This window comes from Pseudomonas syringae pv. tagetis (assembly GCF_022557255.1).
GTDB classification, from domain to species: Bacteria; Pseudomonadota; Gammaproteobacteria; order Pseudomonadales; family Pseudomonadaceae; genus Aquipseudomonas; species Aquipseudomonas caricapapayae.
This window is the reverse complement of record NZ_CP092923.1, coordinates 381,151-405,694: the sequence shown is the minus strand read 5'-3', so window position 1 is coordinate 405,694 and position 24,544 is coordinate 381,151. Positions and strand designations below refer to the sequence as shown.

22 protein-coding genes are annotated in these 24,544 nt (G+C 61.4%); 19 read left to right on the top strand and 3 right to left on the bottom strand.

What is annotated here, in order from left to right; genetic code table 11:
- The first annotated feature begins 5 nt into the window (after positions 1-5).
- The 15 genes from MME58_RS01805 to MME58_RS01735 are packed head-to-tail and all read left to right on the top strand — an operon-like array spanning position 6 to position 15,466.
- The gene (locus MME58_RS01805) at positions 6-1,688 is read left to right on the top strand and encodes an acyl-CoA synthetase family protein (protein ID WP_054985134.1); all 1,683 of its coding nucleotides are present in this window, start codon (positions 6-8) and stop codon (positions 1,686-1,688) included.
- Positions 1,681-2,415, top strand: coding sequence for a glycosyltransferase family 2 protein (locus tag MME58_RS01800; RefSeq protein ID WP_055004886.1), 735 nt, complete (start codon positions 1,681-1,683; stop codon positions 2,413-2,415). Before MME58_RS01805 ends, MME58_RS01800 begins: the two co-directional genes overlap by 8 nt.
- Positions 2,412-3,359, top strand: a complete 948-nt coding sequence (locus tag MME58_RS01795; RefSeq protein WP_054988010.1) for an LpxL/LpxP family acyltransferase — start codon at positions 2,412-2,414, stop codon at positions 3,357-3,359. Before MME58_RS01800 ends, MME58_RS01795 begins: the two co-directional genes overlap by 4 nt.
- Positions 3,340-4,887: an HAL/PAL/TAL family ammonia-lyase gene (locus tag MME58_RS01790; RefSeq protein ID WP_055004887.1), complete on the top strand. Its 1,548-nt coding sequence runs from the start codon at positions 3,340-3,342 to the stop codon at positions 4,885-4,887. The genes MME58_RS01795 and MME58_RS01790 overlap by 20 nt, the downstream gene beginning before the upstream one ends.
- Positions 4,877-5,314, top strand: coding sequence for an acyl-CoA thioesterase (locus tag MME58_RS01785; RefSeq protein WP_054988006.1), 438 nt, complete (start codon positions 4,877-4,879; stop codon positions 5,312-5,314). The genes MME58_RS01790 and MME58_RS01785 overlap by 11 nt, the downstream gene beginning before the upstream one ends.
- On the top strand, positions 5,311-5,925 hold the full coding sequence (locus tag MME58_RS01780) for an outer membrane lipoprotein carrier protein LolA (protein WP_054988005.1): 615 nt from the start codon (positions 5,311-5,313) through the stop codon (positions 5,923-5,925). Before MME58_RS01785 ends, MME58_RS01780 begins: the two co-directional genes overlap by 4 nt.
- Positions 5,909-8,257, top strand: coding sequence for an MMPL family transporter (locus MME58_RS01775; protein WP_055004907.1), 2,349 nt, complete (start codon positions 5,909-5,911; stop codon positions 8,255-8,257). The genes MME58_RS01780 and MME58_RS01775 overlap by 17 nt, the downstream gene beginning before the upstream one ends.
- Positions 8,254-9,426: a hypothetical protein gene (locus MME58_RS01770; protein ID WP_055004888.1), complete on the top strand. Its 1,173-nt coding sequence runs from the start codon at positions 8,254-8,256 to the stop codon at positions 9,424-9,426. Before MME58_RS01775 ends, MME58_RS01770 begins: the two co-directional genes overlap by 4 nt.
- Positions 9,413-10,660, top strand: coding sequence for an NAD(P)/FAD-dependent oxidoreductase (locus MME58_RS01765; RefSeq protein ID WP_054988003.1), 1,248 nt, complete (start codon positions 9,413-9,415; stop codon positions 10,658-10,660). The genes MME58_RS01770 and MME58_RS01765 overlap by 14 nt, the downstream gene beginning before the upstream one ends.
- A complete protein-coding gene (locus tag MME58_RS01760) occupies positions 10,657-11,391 on the top strand; it encodes a class I SAM-dependent methyltransferase (protein ID WP_055004889.1) in 735 nt (244 codons plus the stop codon). The genes MME58_RS01765 and MME58_RS01760 overlap by 4 nt, the downstream gene beginning before the upstream one ends.
- On the top strand, positions 11,388-11,870 hold the full coding sequence (locus MME58_RS01755) for a hypothetical protein (protein WP_055004890.1): 483 nt from the start codon (positions 11,388-11,390) through the stop codon (positions 11,868-11,870). Before MME58_RS01760 ends, MME58_RS01755 begins: the two co-directional genes overlap by 4 nt.
- Positions 11,867-13,063, top strand: a complete 1,197-nt coding sequence (locus MME58_RS01750) for a beta-ketoacyl-[acyl-carrier-protein] synthase family protein (protein WP_054988000.1) — start codon at positions 11,867-11,869, stop codon at positions 13,061-13,063. Before MME58_RS01755 ends, MME58_RS01750 begins: the two co-directional genes overlap by 4 nt.
- Complete coding sequence (locus tag MME58_RS01745) at positions 13,060-13,515, top strand: hotdog family protein (RefSeq protein WP_054987999.1); 456 nt, start codon at positions 13,060-13,062, stop codon at positions 13,513-13,515. Before MME58_RS01750 ends, MME58_RS01745 begins: the two co-directional genes overlap by 4 nt.
- Complete coding sequence (gene fabG / locus MME58_RS01740; RefSeq protein ID WP_054987998.1) at positions 13,512-14,240, top strand: 3-oxoacyl-ACP reductase FabG; 729 nt, start codon at positions 13,512-13,514, stop codon at positions 14,238-14,240. Before MME58_RS01745 ends, fabG begins: the two co-directional genes overlap by 4 nt.
- A complete protein-coding gene (locus MME58_RS01735; RefSeq protein WP_055004891.1) occupies positions 14,240-15,466 on the top strand; it encodes a beta-ketoacyl-ACP synthase in 1,227 nt (408 codons plus the stop codon). The genes fabG and MME58_RS01735 overlap by 1 nt, the downstream gene beginning before the upstream one ends.
- 173 nt (positions 15,467-15,639) lie before the next feature.
- Here MME58_RS01735 and MME58_RS01730 read toward each other — a convergent pair whose 3' ends face one another.
- Positions 15,640-16,530, bottom strand: a complete 891-nt coding sequence (locus MME58_RS01730; RefSeq protein ID WP_054987996.1) for a LysR family transcriptional regulator — start codon at positions 16,528-16,530, stop codon at positions 15,640-15,642.
- A 115-nt stretch (positions 16,531-16,645) separates the two neighbouring features.
- On the opposite strand from MME58_RS01730, the gene MME58_RS01725 reads away from it, so the two are divergent.
- Positions 16,646-17,902 carry an MFS transporter gene (locus tag MME58_RS01725; protein ID WP_055004908.1) on the top strand — a complete coding sequence of 419 codons (1,257 nt, stop codon included), beginning with the start codon at positions 16,646-16,648 and terminating at the stop codon, positions 17,900-17,902.
- A 141-nt stretch (positions 17,903-18,043) separates the two neighbouring features.
- On the opposite strand, the gene MME58_RS01720 is transcribed toward MME58_RS01725, so the two are convergent.
- Complete coding sequence (locus MME58_RS01720; RefSeq protein ID WP_054987995.1) at positions 18,044-19,180, bottom strand: hypothetical protein; 1,137 nt, start codon at positions 19,178-19,180, stop codon at positions 18,044-18,046.
- A gap of 420 nt (positions 19,181-19,600) precedes the next feature.
- Between MME58_RS01720 and MME58_RS01715 the strand changes: the two genes are divergently transcribed.
- From MME58_RS01715 to MME58_RS01705, 3 genes are read left to right on the top strand one after another with little or no spacing between them, the layout of a single operon-like run.
- The gene (locus MME58_RS01715; protein ID WP_054987994.1) at positions 19,601-20,950 is read left to right on the top strand and encodes a GntP family permease; all 1,350 of its coding nucleotides are present in this window, start codon (positions 19,601-19,603) and stop codon (positions 20,948-20,950) included.
- Positions 20,951-21,811 (top strand): MurR/RpiR family transcriptional regulator, encoded by an 861-nt coding sequence (locus tag MME58_RS01710; protein WP_055004892.1) that lies wholly within the window; start codon positions 20,951-20,953, stop codon positions 21,809-21,811.
- A 3-nt stretch (positions 21,812-21,814) separates the two neighbouring features.
- On the top strand, positions 21,815-23,290 hold the full coding sequence (locus tag MME58_RS01705; protein WP_054987992.1) for an N-acyl-D-amino-acid deacylase family protein: 1,476 nt from the start codon (positions 21,815-21,817) through the stop codon (positions 23,288-23,290).
- 59 nt (positions 23,291-23,349) lie between these two features.
- Here MME58_RS01705 and hemE read toward each other — a convergent pair whose 3' ends face one another.
- The gene (hemE, locus tag MME58_RS01700) at positions 23,350-24,414 is read right to left on the bottom strand and encodes a uroporphyrinogen decarboxylase (protein ID WP_054987991.1); all 1,065 of its coding nucleotides are present in this window, start codon (positions 24,412-24,414) and stop codon (positions 23,350-23,352) included.
- Positions 24,415-24,544 lie beyond the last annotated feature (130 nt).

Here is a 24,544-nt window from a genome sequence, read left to right as displayed (position 1 = left end):
ATCGCATGAACTGGTTGAACCTGGAACACTTGCTGCTCGACGCCCTTCCCGACCGGCTGCTGGCTCTGACCCCAAGCCTGAACCACGCGCAGTTTCGTGACCAGGCACTGAGCGTGGCCGCCGGTCTGCAAGCCCGAGGCATCACGCGCCTCGCCGTACACCTTGAGGATGCGGCAGACCTGGCCATCGCCTTGTTTGGCGCCTGGCGGGCGGGCGTGCATGTGCTGTTGCCCGCAGACTTGCAGGGCCAGACCCGTGAGCGCTGGGCGAGTCAGGTGGACCTGTGGCTGACCGACCTGACGGATGACACACCGCTAAGCGACCTGTACGCCACGCAGCTCGCTCCGGCAGAGCTTGACCTTGATGAGTGCCGGTTGAGCCTGTGCACCTCCGGTTCCAGCGGCGAGTCCAAGCTGATCGAAAAGCGCCTGCGTCAACTGGCCAGCGAAGTCTGCGGGCTGGAACAACTGTGGGGCGCGGAGCTTGGTTCGGCGTGCATGATCGGCAGTGTCGCCACTCAACATATTTATGGCCTGCTGTTCCGTTTGCTATGGCCGCTGTGCGCTGCGCGTCCGTTCCTGCGCCGTCAGTTGCCGTTCGCCGAAGACCTGCAACGCGCCAGCCGCGAATACCCCTCATTTGCCTGGGTTGCCAGCCCTGCGCTGCTCAAGCGCATGGGCGACAACCTCGACTGGAACCGCCTCAGTGCCGTGCGCCGGGTGTTTTCATCCGGCGGCGCATTGCCGGCTGAAGCCGCGCAGAGCCTGCAGCAACGTCTTGGCCAGTGGCCGACGGAAATTCTCGGCAGCTCGGAAACCGGCGGCATCGCCTGGCGTCAGGGCGAGCAACATTGGCAAGCCTTCGACGGTGTAGAGCTGAGCCAGGACAGCGAAGGTGCCCTGCGCATCAGCTCGCCCTATCTGCCGCCCGGTCATGTCGAGCAGACCGCCGATGCGGTGCTGATCGGCGCAGACGGGCGCTTTGAGCTGCTGGGCAGGCTGGACCGTATTGTCAAACTCGAAGAAAAGCGCATTTCACTGCCACTGATCGAGCAGGCGCTGGCAGCTCATGACTGGGTCTGCGAGGCGCGCCTTGGCGTGGTTCAGGAGAACCGTGCGTCACTCGGCGCGCTGCTGGTCCTCAGCGATGAGGGCTTGCTGGCCCTGCGTAATCAGGGCCGTCGGGCGCTGACCGAAACGTTGCGGCAGCACCTGCGACCGCATTGCGAAACCATTGCCCTGCCGCGTCGCTGGCGTCTGCTGCGGCAGATGCCGCTCAATGCACAGGGCAAACTGGTGCAGACGCACGTTCAGGCCTTGCTCATGGCACCACGACCGAAACAGCCGGAAGTGCTTGACCAGCAGGCTGTCGACGGCGAATTGCATTTGCGGTTGATCGTCCCGCCCGATCTGGCTTTTTTCAGCGGCCATTTCCCCAAGGCTCCGGTCTTGCCGGGCGTGGTGCAGGTTGACTGGGCGTTCAGCCTGGGCCAGCGCCTGCTCGCCCTGCCATCCGGGTTTGCCGGAATGGAAGTGCTCAAATTCCAGCAACTGGTGCGCCCGGGTGACCGCCTCAAACTGACGCTGCGTTTCGATGCGGCGCGTTCCAAGCTGTATTTCGCCTTTCACAACGCCGACGGCGCCCCCTGCTCCAGCGGCCGCATCGTGCTGGAGGGTGAGCATGCATAAACCTTGCGTGATCATTCCGGTGTTCGACCACGAACTGGCCGTGCCCGACGTGGTCAAGGCCGTCCGCGGCACCGGCCTGCCCTGCATACTGGTGGACGATGCCAGCAGCCCCGCCTGCGCCGTCGTGTTACAGCAACTGGCGCAAGGTGAGGCTGTTTATCTGTTGCGTCTGCCAGTCAATCAGGGCAAGGGTGGCGCTGTCATGGCAGGGTTCCGCGAGGCGGCGCGCCTGGGTTTCAGCCATGCGTTGCAGGTCGACGCCGACGGCCAGCATGACCTGAGCGATATTCCGCTGTTTCTGGCGCAGTCGCGCCAGTACCCGGACGCGCTGATCTGCGGCTATCCACGGTTCGACGAGAGCGTCCCCAAAGGCCGCCTGTACGCGCGCTACCTGACTCACGTCTGGGTGTGGATCAACACGCTGTCGTTGCACATTCGCGACTCCATGTGCGGCTTCCGGCTTTACCCGCTGGCTCCGGTGCTGGCGCTGATCGACAGCGTGCGGATCGGCAGGCGCATGGACTTCGACTCGGAAATTCTCGTGCGCCTGTCCTGGCGTGGTCAGGCGATGCGCTGGCTGCCGACACGGGTTCATTACCCGCAGGACGGCCTGTCGCACTTCCGCCTGTTTCACGACAACGCATTGATCTCGAAAATGCACGCCAAACTGTTCTTCGGCATGCTGATCCGCCTGCCGGTGCTGCTATGGCGGCGGTGGCGCTCATGAGCGTCGACAAGTCGCCCAGGGAACATTGGGCCAGTCATCAGGAGCGTGGCAGCTTCATGCTCATGAAACTCACTGCCTGGGGGATGCGCGTGCTCGGTCGTCGCCTGCTCAGCCCGGTGTTGTATGGCATCGTGCTGTACTTCTTCGTGTTCGGCCGACGCGCCCGACACAGCATCCACGAATACCAGCAGCGCCTGGCGGACTGGAGCGCCAGGCCGGAACTGCGCCCCAGTCAGCGCAGAGTGTTTGGTCAGTTCATGGCGTTTGCCGATGCGTTGCTCGACAAGCTGGACGTCTGGAACGGCAGGCTGGGCATCGATCAGATCGAGATCATCGACCCGGCGCTACTGCGCCAGAACCTGCGCGGCGAGCGCGGGCAGATGCTGGTCGGGGCGCACCTGGGCAATCTTGAAGTGTGCCGCGCGCTGGCCGAACTCGGTGAAAAAGTCACTATGAACGTGTTGGTGCACACCAAGCACGCCGAACGCTTCAATCGCCTGCTCGGTGAGGCCGGAGCGACCAATCTGCGTCTGATCCAGGTCAGCGAGCTGGACCCGGCCATCATGCTGCAATTAAGCCAGCGCCTGGACGAAGGCGAGTGGCTGGCCATCGCCGGTGATCGCGTCGCGCTGCATGGCGGGCGCAATGTACGGGTCGACTTTCTCGGTCAGCCTGCCACCTTCCCGCAAGGCCCCTGGCTGCTGGCCGGCCTGCTCAAATGCCCGGTCAATCTGTTTTTCTGCCTCAAGGGAGCGAAGGGCTACAGGGTGATTCTCGAACCGTTCGCCGAGGCCATCGAGTGGCGGCGCAGCGACCGCGCCGAAGTCATCGCCCACTGGGCCACGCGCTATGCCGAGCGCCTTGGGCACTATTGCCTGGAAGCGCCGCAGCAGTGGTTCAATTTCTACCCATTCTGGAAGTCCGATGACGAATCAAGCTCCTGACCCGATCACTTTCGGCGAGCATGCCTTGCGTATCGAAGATGTGCTGGCACTGGCCAACCGTGAGGTGCCGAGCGTGCTGCAAAGCGACGGCGAGTTCCGTGCACGCATTGCCCGTGGCGCGCAGTTTCTGGATTCGCTGCTGGACAAGGAAGGCGTGATCTATGGCGTCACTACCGGCTACGGCGACTCTTGCGTGGTCGCCGTGCCGCTGGAGCATGTCGAGGCATTGCCGCGTCATCTGTACACGTTTCATGGCTGTGGGCTGGGCAAACTGCTGGATGCCAAGGCCACTCGCGCAGTGCTGGCGGCGCGCTTGCAGTCGTTATGTCAGGGCGTTTCCGGTGTGCGTGTCGAACTGCTGGAGCGTTTGCAGGCATTTATCGATCAGGATGTGCTGCCGCTGATCCCTGAAGAGGGTTCGGTGGGTGCCAGCGGTGATCTGACACCACTGTCGTACGTGGCGGCGACACTGTCAGGCGAGCGCGACGTCATGTTCCGCGGTGAACGCCGCCAGGCCATCGATGTGCACCGTGAATTGGGCTGGACGCCGCTGGTGCTGCGCCCCAAGGAAGCGCTGGCGCTGATGAACGGCACCGCCGTCATGACCGGTATCGCCTGCCTGGCGTTCGCCCGTGCCGATTACCTGCTACAACTGGCAACCCGTATCACGGCCATGAACGTGGTGGCGCTGCAAGGCAACCCGGAACATTTCGACGAGCGCCTGTTCGCCGCCAAGCCGCATCCGGGCCAGATGCAGGTGGCCGCATGGCTGCGTCAGGACCTGGCCATCGACGCACCGACTGCGCCGCTGCATCGTCTTCAGGACCGCTATTCGCTGCGTTGCGCGCCGCATGTACTCGGCGTGCTGGCCGACAGCCTGAGCTGGCTGCGTTCATTCATCGAGATCGAGTTGAACAGTGCCAACGACAACCCGATTATCGATGCCGAGGCCGGCCGTGTGCTGCACGGCGGACATTTCTACGGCGGGCACATCGCCTTTGCCATGGACAGCCTGAAAACCCTGATTGCCAATGTCGCAGACCTGCTCGACCGGCAACTGGCGCTGCTGGTAGACGAGCGTTACAACCACGGTCTGCCGAGCAATCTGTCGGGGGCCAGCGCCGAACGGGCCATGCTCAATCATGGCTTCAAAGCGGTACAGATAGGCACCAGCGCATGGACCGCCGAAGCCCTGAAAAACACCATGCCGGCCAGTGTGTTCTCGCGCTCTACCGAATGCCACAATCAGGACAAGGTGAGCATGGGCACCATCGCCGCGCGTGATGCCATCCGGGTGCTGGAACTGACCGAGCAGGTTGCCGCCGCCACGCTGATCGCCGCCAATCAGGGCGTCTGGCTGCGCAGCAAGGCCGCCGATGCGCGCCCACTGCCTCCGGCGCTGGCAGCCATGCATCAGCAGTTGGGCGAAGACTTTGCCCCCGTCATCGAAGACCGGGCGCTGGAGAGCGAACTGCGCCTGTGCCTGGAACATATCGCCAACCGCCACTGGAGGTTGCATGCGCAGTAAGGGTTTTCTGCACATCGACACTGAAATCGTGGTGCCCTTTTTCGACGTCGACATGATGAACATTGTCTGGCACGGGCATTACATCAAATACCTGGAAGTCGCACGTTGCGCGTTGCTGGACTGCATCGGGCATAACTACATGCAGATGCTCGAATCCGGTTATGGTTGGCCAGTGATCGACCTGCAATTGCGCTATGTGCGCAGCGCAGTGTTCGGCCAGACACTGAACGTGCGGGCCAGCCTGGTGGAGTGGGAGAACCGTCTGAAGATCAATTACCTGATCACCGACGCACACACCGGCGACCGCCTGACCCGCGCCAGCACCGTGCAGGTCGCGGTAGACAGCCAGAGCCGGGAAATGCAACTGGCCTCGCCCCGGGTCTTTATCGATGCCGTAGAAACAGCCATAGAGAGCGCCTTGCCATGAACCGCCCGCTTCGCACGTTGATTTTGCTGGGTTTGCTGTGTCTTTCTTCTCTGGCGCAGGCTTTCGACCTGCAGCAATTGAGCGACCAGCTCGCCCGACCTGCGGTGGTGCAAGGCCGTTTCATTCAGGAAAAACACCTGCGCGCCCTGCCGCAACCGTTGCTCAGCAAGGGCCGCTTCGTGCTCGCCAAGGATTTCGGACTGCTCTGGCTGCTGGAAACACCGCTTGAACAGGATTACCGCATCAATGCCAGCGGTATTGCCCGCCGTGAAACCGTGGGCGACGTCGACACCTGGAAGCCCGTCCCGAACAAGAACGCCGGGGCCGAGCAGAACCGTTTGTTTCTTGCTGTATTGCAAGGCGACAGCAGCGGCCTGCAACGGGACTTCGATTTGCAGCTCAAGGGTGACGCAAACGCCTGGCATCTCACGCTCACGCCGCGCTCGATGCTGCTGCAACAAGTGTTTAAACAGATCAACATTGAGGGCGGCGAACTGGTTCAGCGTATCGAGTTACTGGAAACCCAGGGCGACAGCACAGTCCTGAAAATGATCGACAGCAGCAGCTCCCCGACACTGACCGATGCACAGCGTCATGACTTCAACAACTGAGCGGCTGTTGCCGCGACTGTTCCTGCTGATTCTGGCGGGCGTAGTGGCGCTGGCCGGCTGGCAGTGGCACGACCGCTCGCCGTTGTCGGCCAACCTCATGGAGCTGGTGCCGGGCACTGACAACGACGCGCGGGTAGTCAGCGCCGAAAAGCGTATGCAGGAGCCGCTCAATCGCGAAATGCTGGTGCTGGTCGGCCACGCCGATCGCCAACAAGCCGTCGAGCTGGCACGCACGCTGGCCGAGCAATGGCAATCGAGCGGCCTGTTCGAGAAGGTCCAGTGGTCGCTGCAGGCTGATCTGCCTGCGTTGCGCACACAATTGCTGCAAGGGCGTATCGCCATGTTACCGGCAGTGGATCGCGCCCTGCTGATCGACGACCCGAAAACCTTCATCGAGCAGCGCGTACAGACGCTGTTCGACCCGTTTTCCGGGTTCAGCCTGGTGCCGGGTCAGGATGACTGGCTGGGGCTGACCGGACGTATCCAGAACGGGCTGCCGAAACAGGGCTCGGTCGAGGCGGATCTGGCCAGCGGCGCGTTGATTGCCAGCGCCGAGGGCAAAAGCTGGGTGCTGCTGCGTTCGCGAACCCGAACCGATGCCTTCGACTTGCACCTGCCAGGCCAGGTTGCCGACCTGCTGGCGAAAGCGCGGGTGCAGGCGCAGCAGGCCGGTGGGCAATTGCTCGCCGCCAGCGGCCTGCTGTACGCCGCCGACGGGCAGAAGCAGGCCAGTCGGGAAATCACCTGGGTCGGCGGTGGCGCAACGGTCGGCATTCTATTGCTGCTGTTGCTGGCCTTCCGGCGCTGGAGCGTGCTGCTGGCGTTTGTACCGGTGGTAGTCGGCATGCTCTTCGGTGCAGTGGCTTGCGTGGCGCTGTTTGGCAGCATGCACGTCATGACGCTGGTGCTGGGTTCCAGCCTGATTGGTGTGGCGGTGGATTACCCGCTGCATTACCTGTCCAAGAGCTGGAGCCTGAAACCCTGGCGCAGTTGGCCCGCCTTGCGCCTGACCCTGCCGGGCCTGACGCTGAGCCTGATCACCAGTTGCATCGGCTATCTGGCGCTGGCCTGGACACCGTTTCCGGCACTGACACAAATTGCCGTGTTCTCCGCCGCTGGCCTGATCGGCGCTTACCTGACAGCGGTGTGCCTGCTGCCGGCACTGCTCGCAAACGTCCAAATAAGCCCTGCGCAATGGCCGCTGAAGCTGGCGCAATTGATGCTCGATTGCCGCGCCGCGCTGTTGCAGCGCATCAGCACGCCAATCCTGCTGGCGCTGCTGTTGGCCTTCTGCGGCAGCGGGCTCTGGCACCTGACCACCAAGAACGATATCCGCCAATGGGTAGCGGCACCTCAGGCGCTGACCGATGAAGCCCAGGCCATTGCGCGGATCACCGGTTATCAACCCACCAGCCAGTTCTTCCTGGTGCGCGGCAAGGATCAACAGCAGTTGCTGGACCGGCAGTCCGAGTTGACCCAGCGGCTCGATCAACTGGTCAGCATGGACAAGCTGCAGGGTTACATGGCCCTCAACCAGTTGCTGGATTCGCCTGCCGAGCAACAGTTGACCCGCGACGCACTGAGCAAATTGCCGCAACACTGGGCCCCCTTGGTGCAGCTTGGCGTTCCGGCCAGTGCCCTGAAAGCTGAACTCACTCAATTGCAGGCGTTGCCCACGCAAGACATTGATGAGGCGCTCAAGGGGCCGCTCAGCGAACCGTGGCGAACGCTGTGGCTGGGGACCACCGATGAAGGCGTGGCAAGCATTGTCAGCCTGCGTGGCATGAACAGTATGGCGTTGCTCCGCGTGCAGGCCATTGGCCTGGAAGGCGTGCAACTGGTCGACCGTCTGGGCGAGCTCAATGAGGTGTTTGCCCACACGCAGATCAGCGCAGCGGAATTGAAGCTGGCGTCATGCGTATTGATTGTTCTGCTGCTGATTGTGCCGTTCGGCTTCAACGGCGCATTGCGCATCGTCGCCCTGCCCCTGCTGGCCGCCCTGTGCAGCCTCGCCAGCCTGGGCTGGCTGGGTCAGCCGCTGACCCTGTTCAGCCTGTTCGGCCTGCTGCTGGTCACGGCGATCAGCGTCGACTACGCCATTCTGATGCGCGAGCAGATAGGCGGCGCGGCGGTCAGCCTGCTGGGTACGCTGCTGGCAGCGGTCACCACCTGGCTGTCGTTCGGGCTGCTGGCTGTTTCCGGCACCCCGGCGATCAGCAATTTCGGTCTGGCAGTCAGCCTGGGTCTGGCCTTCAGCTTTCTTCTGGCACCGTGGGCCAGCCCGCGCAAAGCGCCTCAGGCACCTGCCGAGTCAGCGGAGACGCGCGCATGATGGTCGCAGTGTTCTGGCTGATGGCGCTGGCGTTGTTTGCACTGGCCACCTGGGCGGGGCGACGGCTTGGCCTGATTCCCATCGTCAGCCAGTTACTGCTGGCGACTTTCGGCCTGCCGCTGCTGATGCTGTTCTGGATCGAGCCTCACTGGCACCTCAGCGGCGCACAACTGGTGTCTCCGGTCTGGCTGAAAAGCCTGTACGGCCTGGCATTTGCCATCGTGCTGGGGCAGATTCTCAGCGACGTGATCGACCTGCGGCTCGATCGCCAGAGCCTGAAAATCGCCGTACCGAGCTTTCTGGTGCCCTTCCTGACCGGGCTGACCTGCGCCGTATGGCTATTGCCGGAGCAAACCTGGATCAGCTCGCTGGCCATCGGGCTGGTGTTCGCCATCACTGCGATTCCGGTGCTTTATCTGTATCTGCAGCACATCGATTACCCTCCCGCTGCCACCCGGCGTCTGGTGCAGACCGCGATCCTCATCGATCTGACCTGCTGGAGCCTGTTTGCCCTCGCTCAGGGCAGCCTGCACCTGAGCAGCCTGTTGCTGCCGCTGCTGGGGGCCTGCGTACCGCTGCTGTTTCGTCTGCTGCGCCTGCGCCAACCGCTGGTGTACAGCCTGACATTCTTCATTCTGCTGATGGTCGCCGAGCATTACCGGCTCAACGCACTGATTTTCGGCATCGGTTATCTGCTCTGCATGGCCCGTCTCGGCCAGGCCTGGGTGCCGCCACTGAGCACTGCGCGGCTGGGCTCCCTGCAAACCCGGCTGGCCATTCCGCTGCTGCTGACCTTCGGCATTGTGCAGATCAACGTGCACAGTGCGATCGGCGAGCTGGGCGCGGTGCAACTCGCCGCGCTGATCGTGCTGCCGATTGTCAGCAAAATGCTGGGCAACTGGATCGGCCTGCGCCGGGCTCCGCTGTCATTCGCCGGTGCCCGCCGCTGGCGCGAAAGCGTGCTGCTGAATATTCGCGGCTTGAGCGAAATCGTTTTCCTCAACCTGCTGCTGCAACAGCAACTCATCAGCCCGGCGTTGTACTTTGCACTGATGCTGATGAGCCTGCTCGCCACGCTCATGCCGGCCCTTACCGGCATGGGGCGTGCGCCCTTGCCGTCCCCTCCCGCCACCGTCCAACCGGAAAGGAATACCTGTGCCCATCACTGATAGGGAAATTCGTCAGGTCGTTGTCATCGGTGCCGGCCCGGCCGGTTCAATCGCGGCTGCCCTGCTCAAACGCCAGGGCCACGATGTGCTGATCGTCGAGCGTCAGCGGTTCCCGCGCTTCTCCATCGGCGAAAGCCTGTTGTGCCATTGCCTGGACTTCGTCGAAGAAGCCGGGATGCTCGACGCCGTGCAAGCCGCCGGCTTTCAGCTCAAGAACGGCGCTGCCTTTGCGCGTGGCGAGCAGTACAGCGATTTCGACTTTGGCGATACCTTCAGCCACGGCAAGCCGACCACCTTTCAGGTGCAGCGCAGCGAGTTCGATAAACTGCTCGCCGACCAAGCCGAACTGCAAGGCGTGGAAATTCGCTATCAGCAGGAAATCATCAGCGCCGACTTCGACAGCCCGCAGCCGGTATTGCATGTAAAGCGCGAGGACGGCAGCGAATACAGCGTGCAGGCGACCTTCGTACTCGACGCCAGCGGCTATGGCCGCGTGCTCCCGCGTCTGCTGGATCTGGAAGCTCCATCGGGCTTTCCGGTGCGTCAGGCCGTGTTTACCCATATCGAAGACCGCATCGAAAGCCCGCCCTTCGACCGCCAGAAGATCCTCGTCAGCATCCATCCACAGCACAGCGATGTATGGTTCTGGTCGATCCCTTTCAGCGAAGGTCGCTGTTCGATAGGCGTCGTGGCCTCGGCCGAGCGTTTCAAGGACAAGCCCGACGATCTGGACGCCTGCCTGCGTGCCTTCATCGATGAAACACCGCAACTGGCCAAGGTGCTGCAACACGCCGTCTGGGACACGCCTGCGAGAACCATCGGCGGCTATTCGGCCAACGTCAAAACCCTGCATGGCAAAAGCTTTGCGCTGTTGGGCAATGCGGCGGAATTCCTCGATCCGGTGTTTTCTTCAGGCGTAACCATCGCCATGCGCTCGGCCAGCATGGCCGCTGGTGTGCTGAATCGGCAGTTGCAGGGTGAAAGCGTGGATTGGGAAACCGAGTTCGCCGTTCCGCTGAAGCGCGGCGTCGACACCTTTCGCGCCTATGTCGAAGGCTGGTACGACGGTACGTTCCAGAACGTGATTTTCTATCCCGGCAGCGCTCCGGACATCCGCCGCATGATCAGTGCCATTCTGGCCGGTTATGCCTGGGATGAGCGCAACCCGTTTGTCAGCGAGCCCAAACGCCGCTTGCGCACGCTCTCGGAAATCTGCGCGGACGGTGGCTCATGAATCGATCGTTCCTGAGTGACAGCTACGTCGAAGAAACCCGCTTCGGTCTGTGGTTTCTGCGTAGCCATACCTGGCAGTACCGCGTGTTGCGCGTGGCGATAGACGACTTGCGCAGCCTGTTCGCCAGCGCGCCGCCGGTTGCGCCGGTGTTGCTCGACGCCGGTTGCGGGCAGGGCCGCTCGTTCCAGCACCTGAACAAGGTTTTCAAGCCGTCCAGATTCATCGGCATCGATGCCGACCCGCACAGCCTGGAGATGAGCCGTCAGGAAGCGCAGGCAAAAGGCGTGCAGGTCGAACTGATCGGCAGCGATTGCGCGGCTTTGCAAGTACCCGACGCCAGCGTCGATTTGCTGTTCTGCCATCAGACGTTCCATCATCTGGTCGAGCAGGAACGGGCGCTGGCCGAGTTTTATCGCGTGCTCAAGCCGGGTGGCTATCTGCTGTTCGCCGAGTCGACCGAGGCTTACATCGACACTTGGGTGATTCGCTGGCTGTTCCGTCACCCGATGCACGTTCAGAAAAGCGCGGCCCAGTACCTGCAGATGATCCGCGATCAGGGTTTCGAGTTCGATGCGCAGCATATTTCCTACCCTTACCTGTGGTGGAGCCGCGCCAGGGATTTCGGTCTGCTCGAAGCCCTGAAACTGCAAAAGCCCAGGCTGTTCGGGCAACGGGAGGAAACGCTGGTCAATGTCGTGGCCCGCAAACCTTTGGAAGTGGGAGCATCATGATTCGCGTACTGTTTTTAGCTTTCCTGCTGCTTGGCGGTTGTGCTGCACAGGCCCCGCTGCCGACCAGTGCACCGACCATGCAATTGCCGATGCAACTGCATATCGAACGCCGAAAAGCTGATCAGCGTCAGGACTGGGTGCTGGTCATCCAGCGCGAAAACGCCGGTTTGCGTTGGTCGATGATGGACCCGCTGGGTATCCCGCAGGCGCGTCAGTTGCTGATCGACGGGCAGTGGCAAGCCGATGGCTTGCTGCCGCCCAATCCCGAAGCCCGCGAGCTTTTTGCTGCACTGATGTTTGCCATGACGCCGGATCTGGAAATGCATGGCCGCTACCCCACGGCTTATCGCCAGGGTATGCAGCGCCGTCTGGACGATCGCTGGCTGGTCGAATACCAGTCGGCCAATGCCTTCACCCTCCGCCTCAAGGACGGGTTGAGTTACAAGGTCACACCGCTGAACAACGAGAACATGCCATGACTGCCTATCTCAATGCGCTGGGCCTGACATGCTCGCTGGGCGACAGTCGTGAAGAGGTGTCGCGCAGATTGTTTGCGGGCGACAGCTCGGGCATGGTGTTCGAAAGCGGCTGGGTGCCGGAACGCGCATTGCCGGTAGGCGCGGTCAAATCCGCACTGCCGCCCATTCCGCCTGCCGTGCATTTGCATCACAGCCGTAATAACCAGTTGCTGCTGGCTGCCGCCCTGCAGATCGAGGATGACATCAGCCAGGCCATCACCCGCTTCGGCGCCGGACGGATTGGCGTGATCATTGGCACCAGCACTTCGGGCATCGATGAAGCGAGCGAGAGCATGGCCGTCTGGCTGCGTGAGCGGACCTTCCCCGACGATTACGATTATCGGCAACAGGAACTGGGCGCACCGGCGAATTTTCTCGCCGCCTGGCTGCAATTGAGCGGCCCGGCCTACGTCATATCGACAGCCTGCACGTCCAGCTCGCGGGCGTTGCTCAGTGCGCGGCGGGCGCTGGACATGGGCCTGTGCGATGCGGTGCTGTGCGGTGGCGTTGACAGCCTGTGCAGGCTGACCCTGCAGGGGTTTTCGGCACTCGAGGCCATGTCGCCGCAGCTCTGCAACCCGTTCTCCAGCAACCGTAGCGGGATCAATATCGGCGAGGCGGCCGCGCTGTTTCTGATGACTCGCGAAGCCGACAGCAGGCACTCGATTGCCCTGCTGGGTGCAGGTGCCAGCTGCGACGCTCACCACATTTCGGCCCCCGAACCCACCGGACGTGGTGCGCGCGATGCCATGCTGCAAGCGTTGCGCAATGCCCGGCTCGAGGCGGAGCAGATCGGTTATCTGAACCTGCATGGCACCGCCACGCCGCATAACGACGCGATGGAAAGCCTGGCCGTGCAGGCGGTGTTCCCGAATGGCGTGCCCTGCTCGTCGACAAAACCGCTCAGCGGCCACACCCTGGGCGCGGCAGGCGCGCTGGAAGCGGCGTTTTGCTGGCTGAGCCTGGCACCGGAGAATACCGAACAGGCCCTGCCCCCGCACCTGTGGGACGGCGAGGCCGATCCGCTCTTGCCTGCGCTGCACTGGACCCACTCAGGCTCGCGCCTGACACCTGCAAATGCTCGTTACATGATGAGCAATTCGTTTGCCTTCGGTGGCAACAACATCAGCCTGATTATCGGAGATGCCCCATGATCGATTGGCCGCTCGCCGAACTCATCCCTCATGCCGGCGACATGATTCTCATCGATCAGGTGCTGGGTTTTGACGAAGAACAGATTCAAACCCGCCTGACCGTGCAAGCCAACGGCCTGTTCAACCAGCCGGACGGCAGCCTGCCTGCCTGGCTCGGCATAGAGCTGATGGCCCAGAGCGTTGCTGCCTATGCCGGCTGCCAGGCACGCAGCAAGGGCGAAGCGGTCAAACTGGGCTTTTTGCTTGGCAGCCGCAAGTTCGACTGCAACGTAACGCGCTTCCCGCTGGGCAGTGAACTGACTGTCCATGCCGTGCGCTCCTTGCAGGACGACAGCGGCATGGGTGTGTTCGAATGCACGCTTACCGGACCTGGGATCGAGGCTTTTGCCCGACTCAATGTATATTGCCCGCCCAACACTGCTGACTATCTGGCTGAAGGAGCCCCGGCATGACTGAATCAATACTGGTCACCGGCTCCAGCCGTGGCATCGGCCGCGCCATCGCCCTGCGCCTGGCCCGGGCCGGCTACGACCTGATCCTGCATTGCCGCACCGGGCGCAACGAAGCCGAAGCCGTGCAGGCCGAAATCGTTGCGCTGGGCCGTCAGGCCCGCGTGCTGCAATTCGATGTATCGGACCGGGCTGCCTGCAAGGCGATTCTGGAAAACGATGTGGAGACCTACGGCGCGTATTACGGCGTGGTGCTCAACGCCGGGCTGACCCGTGACGGCGCATTTCCGGCGCTTAGCGATGACGACTGGGATCAGGTGTTGCGGACCAATCTGGACGGTTTCTATAACGTTCTGCACCCCTTGACGATGCCGATGATTCGTCGGCGTGCGGCCGGTCGCATTGTCTGCATCACCTCGGTCTCCGGCCTGATCGGCAATCGTGGCCAGGTCAATTACAGCGCTTCCAAGGCGGGGCTGATCGGTGCGGCCAAGGCACTGGCCATCGAACTGGGCAAGCGCAAGATCACCGTCAACTGCGTCGCGCCGGGGTTGATCGACACGGCAATGCTCGACGAGAACGTGCCGGTGGACGAACTGATGAAAATGATTCCGGCGCAACGCATGGGCACACCCGAGGAAGTCGCTGGTGCGGTGAACTTCCTGATGTCGGCCGAGGCGAGCTACATCACCCGTCAGGTACTGGCCGTCAACGGGGGACTGTGCTGATGAAGCGTGTGGTCGTCACCGGTATGTCCGGCATTACCTCGGTGGGCAGCGACTGGCCGACTATCGAGGCGAGCTTTAGCGCCAATCGCAGTGGCATCCGCCGGATGGACGAGTGGAACCGTTTTGCAGAACTGAATACCCGACTGGCTGGTCCTGTGGACGACTTCGCAGTGCCCGTGCACTGGACGCGCAAGCAACTGCGCAGCATGGGCCGCGTGTCACGACTGGCGGTGGCCGCAGCAGAGCAGGCACTGATCGACGCCAGGTTGCTGAATGATCCGATCATTCGCGATGGTCGCATGGGTACAGCGTGCGGGTCGTCCACTGGCAGCACAGATGAAATCAAGGCCTTCGGCAACATGCTGATCAATTCCGTCGCAGTGGGCCTGAATGCCAACTCCTACGTGCGAATGATGCCGCACACCACCGCCGCCAACATCAGCATCTTCTTCGGCCTGACCGGACGCCTGATCCCGACTTCCAGCGCCTGTACCAGCGGCAGTCAAGGCATCGGCTATGCCTACGAGGCGATCAAGTTCGGTCGGCTGCCGCTGATGCTGGCGGGCGGTGCCGAAGAGTTGTGCCCGACCGAGGCGATGGTCTTCGACGCGCTGTACGCGACCAGCCTCAAGAATGACGCCCCCCACACCACACCACGCCCATACGACAGCGGGCGCGACGGCCTGGTGATTGGCGAAGGCGGCGGCATGCTGGTGCTTGAAGAGCTTGAGCACGCCAAGGCACGCGGCGCGCACATTTACGCCGAGATCGTCGGTTTCGGCAGCAACGCCGACGGTGCCCACAGTACTCGTCCCGAGCAGGCCACCATGCGCCGCGCCATGGAACTGGCTCTGGAAGACGCCGGCCTGCCGCCCGACGCCATCGGGTACGTCAACGGCCACGGCACTGCGACAGAACAGGGCGACATCGCCGAAACCCTGGCCACCAGCAGCCTGTTCGGCTCGCGCATGCCACTCAGCTCACAAAAAAGCTTCCTCGGTCACACGCTTGGCGCATGCGGCGCGCTGGAGTCATGGTTCAGTATCGAGATGCTCAACAGCGACCGTTATATCCATACGCTCAACCTGGTGGACATTGATACTCAGTGCGGCGAACTGGACTATATCGTCGGCGAACCCCGGCGGATGAGTAATGAATATGTGATGAACAACAACTTTGCCTTTGGCGGGGTGAATACGTCATTGATATTCAAGCGTTGGGGGTGAGACCACGCACGTCTCAACTATCGTGCGTCGCTGCGCGTCGCATGCCGTTCTGGACGCTCTGCGTCCGGTATTGATTCTACGGCGCGGCGCAGATTTGTGACGCAGAGCGTCACGACAGGCATTCCCACGCTGGAGCGTGAGAAACGATAGGTCTACCGGCTCCGCTTATCAAATCACCCGACATTGCGCGTTAACAGTTCGGTGAACGCCTTGGCCATGGGTGACTGTTCGTCCTTGCGCTGCACCAGCCACACGGCACTGGTCGCGCCGGGATCGAGGACGTTGCGATAGACCACGCCGTCGATGCGCATGCGACGATAGGATGCCGGCAGTACGGTGACGCCCAGCCCCGCTGCGACCAGACCGATGATGGTCATGACCTCACCCGCCTCCTGAGTGATCAACGGGCTGAAGCCTGCGGCACGCGCCAGGCTCAGGACTTGCGCGTAGATACCGCTGCCATAGGTGCGCGGGAAAAATACAAACGGCTCGGCGGCCAGCGCCGACATATAGATCCCGTCCTCGCTTTCGGCCGCCAGCGGATGGTCGGCGCGCATGATCGCAACCAGCGGCTCGCTCAGCAATTCAAACACCACCAGCGAATCGGGTAACGTCAGAGGGCGCATGATGCCGACCTGAATGGTCTTGTCCTCAAGACCTGCGGCCACTTCCTGACTGGTGATTTCGGTGAGTGTCAGGTGCACATCCGGGTAGGCTTGGCGGAAGGCAAAAATGGCCTGCGGAATGCTGGAAGTGAATGGCGCAGACGAGGTAAAGCCGATCTTCAGTTCGCCGATCTCACCCAGTTGCGCTCGCCGGGCAACGTCAGTGGCCTTGTCGACCTGCGCCAGCACCAGGCGCGCCTCATCGAGAAACAGCCGCCCTGATTCACTCAGCTCGACACGCCGGTTGGTGCGCTCGAACAGGCGTGTGCCCAGTTCCTGTTCCAGTGCCTGAATCTGCTGGCTGAGCGGCGGCTGGGAAATCCCCAGTGCCAGGGCTGCACGGCCGAAATGCAACTCTTCGGCAACCGCTATGAAGTAACGCAGATGACGCAATTCCATGCAGCCTCCATTAAGTCGTTTTACCTATTAAACAGGTCGAACAATATATTGGATGGAATGATTAGCGAGCTATATGATTTTTTCACCGCCTGCCCAACCGTGCTCCGAGGTTCTCGTGAATCCTGCCGTCGCCCCGCCCGCCTCAAACCTGAATACGTCCGCCGGACCGTCTGGCGACACCTACATCGAAAAGAACACACCGCTTTTCAAACGTACCGCCCTGGCGCTGTTCGCTGGCGGGTTCTCGACGTTCACCTTGCTGTATTGCGTACAGCCGATGATGCCGACACTGTCGGGCGAGTTCTCCCTGTCTGCGGCACAAAGCAGCCTGATCCTGTCCGTTGCCACCGCGATGCTCGCCATCGGCCTGCTGATCACCGGGCCGATATCCGACCGGCTGGGGCGCAAGTCAGTGATGGTCATGGCGCTGTTCTGCGCGTCGCTGTTCACCATCGCCAGCGCCTTGATGCCCAGCTGGGAGGGCGTGCTCATCACCCGGGCAATGGTCGGTCTGTCGCTGAGCGGCCTGGCGGCAGTGGCGATGACTTACCTGAGCGAAGAAATACACCCCACGCATCTGGGCCTGGCAATGGGGCTGTATATCGGCGGCAGCGCGGTGGGCGGGATGAGCGGCCGGCTGATCGTCGGGGTGATGATCGATTATGTCAGTTGGCATGTGGCGATGCTGGTGGTCGGCGGGCTGGCCCTGATCGCAGCCGTGGTGTTCTGGAAGATACTCCCGGACTCACGCAACTTCCGTCCGCGCTCACTGCACCCTCGCAGCCTGCTGGACGGCTTTGTCGTACAGTTTCGTGATGCCGGGCTGCCGCTGCTGTTTCTGACCGGCTTTCTGCTGATGGGCGCGTTCGTCACCCTGTTCAACTACATTGCCTACCGCTTTCTGAGCGCCCCCTACAACCTGAGCCAGGCGGTGGTTGGTGTGTTTTCCGTGGTGTATCTGTCGGGCATCTACAGCTCGGCGAAGATCGGCTCACTGGCTGACCGACTCGGCCGCAGACAGGTGCTGTGGGCGGTGATCGTGATGATGCTGGCCGGCCTGCTGCTGACCCTGTTCACCCCACTGCCGCTGGTGATCGTCGGCGTACTGATCTTCACCTTCGGCTTCTTCGGCGCGCATTCAGTGGCCAGCAGTTGGGTCGGACGCAGGGCCACCACCGCCAGAGGCCAGGCCGCGTCCTTGTACCTGTTCTGTTACTACGCAGGGTCGAGCGTGGCCGGAACCGGCGGCGGCGTGTTCTGGCACTACGCGGGCTGGAACGGTATCGGGCTGTTTATCGGCGTATTGCTGCTGATCGCGCTTGGGGTAGCGTTGCGGCTGGCAAGGCTGCAGCCGCTGGGGGCGAAGGTTTAGTCACACATCGGGCGATGGCGGTTGCGTGAACCGGGGCGCACTGACGCATCCGCCTGTCTTGGTAAAGAAGCCCGCATGAGCTATTGATCGTAAAAACCGGCCTCTGCGGAGATTCTTTCACCGTTTGTGGTAATGCATCCGTTATTTTTTGGTGGAGGCTACCGTTGCTTGCCAGCCATCAACCAACTGCATGTTTTGAGCAACAATTCGACAGGCTTTACCCGTTGCAACGCGGCAGTTGCCAAGCGCTTTTTGTCGGGCTGTCTTGATTGAACGCGCGCCGTAAAACCAGAAGATCCCATCTGCTTCTCCGGACTTTGCCATGGCCTTCTCGGTAACGCTCTGCAGATACGCTTCAGCTTCCGCACGGTCGTCGGGGGACAGTTTTGAAAGCAGCGGCATTAACGCTTCGTCGTCCATGCCAGGAAGATGATTGGCCTTTAGAAAGTCCTCGATGTGGGGTTTCAGAAGTTTATTGGCCACATTTTTATAAAGTGTATGACCGTCCTGACCAAACGGTGGCAGCGCCACATAATTTGCGTTACCACCCTGCGAGCGATAGCCAGCAACCATCTGTGTAACCAAGTCGGGGCTGAAATACGGATCATTTTCAGCATAGATCCAGAGCGTCGGCGTCGGGTTGTTTGTGCCGAAGGTGGTGAAGTTTCGTACCAGATCCGCTTGATACAGTGAGCAATTGGCTTCAGGAGAACCCACCTTGGAGTAGTGATAAACACCGCCGGAAATGTTGATCACCGCTGCCAATGGATGATCAGGTCGAGCGGCCAGGTCCAGCATGGAAGCTCCGCCGATCGAAATCCCTACACCCAGTGCCAAGGATGGATCGACATCCGGACGCTTGCGGAGAGTTGCCAGCGCGGCTCCAAGCTCTTTTCCATGTGTATCCAGAAATCGGGCCAAATCGGGGCTGGTGCAGTTGCCGGCTTCATCCATGAAGCGTCCGGTCGAGCGGCCATAACCGGGCCACACAATCGATGCGGCAAGCCAGCCCCGGTGCGCAAATTCATGAGCCATGTGAGCAAGCCAATCGGCATGTGCAGACGAGGGCTGTGCGGCAGAGCCATTAATGATCAATGCAACAGGGAACTTTCCGGCGCGCGCAGGACGGACAATCAATGCTTCGACTTTTTCACGGTGGGCGTCGATGTGAATGGGCAAAAGGAGTTGCTCTTCGCGCACTGCGTCATCGGCACAGGCCTGGCTTGAATAAACCAGCAACGCAAACACAAGGGTCATAAAACGTGGCATCGATTGCATGACAGAAAACTCGCCTACGTGCCCATCAGGTCTCTTCAAGTTAACCCGGATCGTCGTCTGCGGCTTGTGAAGCTTTCGAACATGTTCTCTCCCAAAGCGCTGCGCCAGGCCTGTCGCATAACATCAGCCTGTCAGCGTTGATGCAGAGGCGACTCAGGATGTGCGTCTACCTGCGCACACTGAAAAGAAGCCAGGAAGAGAAATTTATTTTCATATATTTGTTTATATTTCGTTTTCGTGTAATTTATTTTCATCACGAAAACAGAGATAAAAACAATGAATGCCTGTGATCGCCCTGAAACGCCTCTGCTCCACCTTATTGCGTCATTCCTGCCGAGTACCCCCGAGGCGCCTTCAAGCTGACGGCTTCAGCCGTTGGTGTTGCGCCCTCGCCTGTCCACTCTGCAAGGAACCGTCGCTATGTCGCCGTCACCCGGTATTTCGCTGTTGATCTACGCCGCCGTCGCCATCATCGCCTTGATCGTGCTGATCGCGCGGTATCGTCTCAATCCGTTTATTGTCATTACCCTCGTGTCGGTCGGTCTGGCCCTGGTCGCGGGAATGCCGGCCAGTGGCGTGGTTGCCTCTTATGAAGCGGGGGTGGGCAAAACGCTGGGGCATATCGCGCTGGTCGTGGCGCTGGGCACCATGCTTGGCAAGATGATGGCCGAGTCCGGTGGTGCCGAGCAGGTGGCGCGTACCTTGATCGACCGTTTTGGCGAACGTAACGCGCACTGGGCCATGGTCTGTATTGCGTTTCTGGTGGGTTTGCCGCTTTTCTTCGAAGTGGGCTTCGTGCTGCTGGTACCGATTGCCTTTACCGTGGCCAGACGTGTCGGGGTGTCGATTCTGATGGTCGGCCTGCCGATGGTCGCCGGTCTGTCGGTGGTGCACGCGCTGGTGCCGCCACACCCAGCGGCGATGCTGGCAGTTCAGGCCTATCAGGCGTCGGTGGGGCAGACCCTGTTTTACGCCATTTTGATCGGTATCCCCACGGCAATCATTGCCGGGCCTGTGTATGCCAGGTTTATCGTGCCGCGCATCCATTTGCCAGCTGAAAACCCGCTGGCAAGGCAGTTTCTCGACCGCGAACCACGCCAGAAGCTGCCCAGCTTCGGCTTGACCATGACGACGATTCTGTTGCCGGTAGTGCTGATGCTGCTGGGTGGCTGGGCCAACCTGATCAGCACACCGGGCAGTGCATTCAATAGCTTTCTGTTATTCATCGGTAATTCGGTGATCGCCCTGCTGCTGGCCACCCTGCTGAGTTTCTGGACGCTGGGCATCGCTCAGGGCTTCAATCGCGACGCCATCCTGAAATTCACCAATGAGTGCCTGGCACCGACCGCCAGTATCACGTTGCTGGTCGGTGCCGGTGGCGGATTGAACCGAATTCTGGTCGACAGCGGCGTTACCAATCAGATCGTTGGTCTGGCGCAGGACTTTCACCTGTCGCCCCTGCTGATGGGCTGGCTGTTCGCTGCGCTGATGCGCGTTGCGACGGGCTCGGCGACGGTAGCGATGACCACCGCATCAGGCATCGTTGCACCTGTGGCGATGGGCCTTGGCTACCCGCATCCAGAATTGCTGGTACTGGCGACGGGCGCAGGCTCGGTGATTTTTTCCCACGTCAACGACGGTGGTTTCTGGCTTATCAAGGAATATTTCAACATGACCGTAGCGCAAACGTTCAAGACCTGGACAGTGCTGGAAACACTGATTTCCATCGTCGCTTTCGCCCTGACCCTGGGCCTGGCGCAGGTGCTCTGAGTGGACATTCTGTACCAGATACGTGCCCGCCAGGATTCGCTCAGCGCGGGCGAAGGCCGAATCGCCAAACTGCTGCTCAGCGATATCGCCTTTGCCGCCAGTGCCAGCCTGGATGAGCTGGCCAGCCGCGCCGAGGTCAGCAGCGCGACCCTGTCGCGGTTCGCGCGCAGCATCGGCTGTCGGGATCTGCGCGATCTGCGGCTGCAATTGGCTCAGGCCAGCGGCGTTGGCAGCCGTTTTCTGCATCCGCAACCCGCTCCGGAGCAGTCGGCCTTTTTCACCCGCATCGTCGATGACATCGAAGCCACGCTGCGCCAGCACCTGGCCGGTTTTGACACATCACGCTTTGCCGCCGCTGTAGCGTGTGTCGCCGATGCACGCATGATTCACGCATTCGGCATGGGCGGCTGCTCAAGCCTGTGCAGCGAGGAACTGCAAACCCGCCTGGTGCGCCTGGGCTACCCGGTGGCCGCCTGCCGCGACCCGGTGATGATGCGTATGGTTGCTGCCACGCTTGGCCCGCTGCACAGCCTGATTGTCTGCTCCCTCAGCGGACGCACACCGGAACTGCTCGATGCAGTGACTCTGGCGCGCAGTTATGGCGCCCGAGTGCTGGCCATCACCCTGCCTGACTCACCGCTGGCGCACTTGGCCGAGGTGGTATTACCACTGCAAATTGCTGAAACCAATTTCATCTATAAACCTACTGCAGCGCGCTACGGCATGCTGCTGACCATCGATGTGCTGGCCACTGAACTGGCGTTGCTGAGCCCTGAAGACAATCAGGAGCGGCTGCGCCGGATCAAGCTCGCGCTGGATGAATACCGTGGCGGCGAAGATGGTCTGCCGCTGGGAGACTGAACCATGCTTTATGACCTGATCATTCGCGACGCGCTGGTCATCGACGGCAGTAATACGCCTGGGGTGCGTACCAATGTTGCGATTGGCGAAGGACGCATCCAGCGGATCGGCAACCTGGCCGGGGCCAGAGCACGAGAAGAGGTCAAGGCGGCCGGTCGCGTACTGGCTCCCGGTTTTATCGACGTCCATACCCATGACGACACGGTAGTCATCCGCAAACCCGACATGCTGCCGAAAATCAGCCAGGGCGTGACAACGGTGATTGTCGGCAACTGCGGGATCAGTGCGTCGCCGGTCTCGCTGCAAGGCAATCCGCCTGATCCGATGAACCTGCTGGGTGACGCGGCGGCGTTTGTCTATCCGCGTTTTGCCGACTATCGCGCAGCCGTGGACAGCGCTCGGCCAGCCGTGAATGTGGCCGCTCTGATTGGCCATACGGCTTTGCGCAGTAACCACATGGATAACTTGTTGCGCAGCGCCAGCCCGGAAGAAATCGCCGCGATGCGCGAGCAACTGCGCGACAGCCTGGAGGCCGGCGCGCTGGGGCTATCGACCGGCCTTGCCTACGCTTCCGCGTTCTCGGCCGAAACCGATGAAGTCAAGCAACTGGCTGAGGAGCTCAGCGCTTTTGGCGCGATCTACACCACCCACCTGCGCAGTGAATTCGAACCGGTGCTGGAGGCCATGGCGGAAGCTTTCGATATAGGCCGCCATGCGCGCGCGCCGGTCGTTATCTCGCACATGAAGTGCGCCGGCGCGGGTAATTGGGGTCGTAGTCCGCAACTGCTCGCAGCGCTGGAAAAAGCCGCGCTGGACCACCCGGTGGGCTGCGATTGTTATCCCTATGCGGCCAGCTCTTCGACGCTGGACCTCAAGCAGGTCACTGACGCGTTCCGCATTACCATCACTTGGTCTACCCCGCACCCGGATCAGGGCGGCAGGGATTTGCAGGCGATTGCCGCCGACTGGGGGCTTTCGTTGCTGGACGCCGCACGCACATTGCAGCCTGCGGGCGCGGTGTACTACGGCATGGATGAGGGCGACGTCGAGCGCATCATGGCTCACCCCCTGTCGATGATCGGCTCCGATGGTCTTCCGGAAGACCCCTTTCCACATCCTCGTTTATGGGGAGCGTTCCCGAGAGTGCTCGGCCATTTCAGCCGGGACAAAGGGCTTTTTGCGTTGCACACCGCCGTGCACAAAATGACCGGGCTTTCGGCTGCACGCTTTGCCTTGCACGAGCGCGGCCTGATCCGCGAAGGTTATTGGGCGGATCTGGTGTTGTTCAATCCGCAAACCGTGCGCGACGTCGCAGACTTCAAAGACCCTCAGCGAGCGGCGCAAGGCATTGATGGTGTCTGGGTGAATGGTCGATTGAGCTATGCCGAGGGCAAACCGCAAGGTCAGCGTCAGGGCAGATTCCTGCCCCGCAGCGGCTCGCTGGTGGAGGGATTTGCGGATACAAAAGCGCCGACATAGTCGTCGGCGCTGATATCAACCGATGCATCTGAGGTATCGACGCATCGTTGGCTCGGCAACTACACGTGGTACTGCGCCGACAGCTCGTGCACGGCGTCGATGAACGCGCCGGCATTGGCCGGATCGACTTCAGGCGTGATGCCGTGGCCGAGATTGAAGACGTGTCCGGTACCGCTGCCGTAGCTGGCAAGAATGCGTGCGACTTCCTGGCGGATGGCTTGCGGACGCGCATAGAGCACGGTCGGGTCCATGTTGCCTTGCAGGGAAACCTTGCTGCCGACACGCTGACGCGCTTCGCCGATGTCGCAGGTCCAGTCCAGACCCAGGGTGTCGGCACCGATGTCGGCGATGCTTTCCAGCCACAGCCCGCCGCCTTTGGTAAACACGATGACTGGCACTTTACGCCCGTCGTGCTCACGAATCAGGCCATTGACGATCTTGCGCATGTAAGCCAGCGAGAACTCCTGATACGCCGCCGAAGACAGGCTGCCGCCCCAGCTGTCGAAGATCTGCACGGCCTGGGCACCGGCCAGAATCTGACCATTGAGGTAAGAGGTCACTGACTGTGCCAGCTTATCGAGCAGCATGTGCATGGCGTGCGGGTTGTCGTAGAGCATGGCCTTGGATTTGCGGAAGTCCTTCGACGAGCCGCCTTCGACCATGTAGGTCGCCAGGGTCCAGGGGCTGCCGGCAAAACCGATCAGCGGCACGCGCCCGTTGAGTTCGCGGCGGATGGTGCTGACCGCGTCCATAACGTACCCCAGATCCTTTTGCGCATCCGGGATTGGCAGTGCTTCGATGTCAGCCAGCGTGCTCACGGTTTTCTTGAAGCGCGGGCCTTCGCCGGTCTCGAAATACAGGCCCAGCCCCATTGCATCGGGAATGGTCAGGATGTCGGAGAACAGAATCGCCGCGTCCAGCGGGTAGCGATCCAGCGGCTGCAAGGTGACTTCACAGGCGAACTGCGGGTTCTTGCACAGGCTCATGAAGTCCCCGGCACTGGCGCGGCTGGCGCGGTATTCCGGCAGGTAGCGACCTGCCTGACGCATCATCCATACCGGCGTGACGTCTACGGGTTGCTTGAGCAAAGCGCGAAGGAAACGGTCGTTCTTCAGGGCAGTCATGTCGGCATCCGCAATAAAAGTGTCGGCATTTTCTCAGAGCTCGACGCAAAAGGCACGGCGAGAGCCGTGCCTTTTGTCTATCGTACCGATTTGCAATACCCATTCAGCGCATCAGGCTGCACCAGATTAC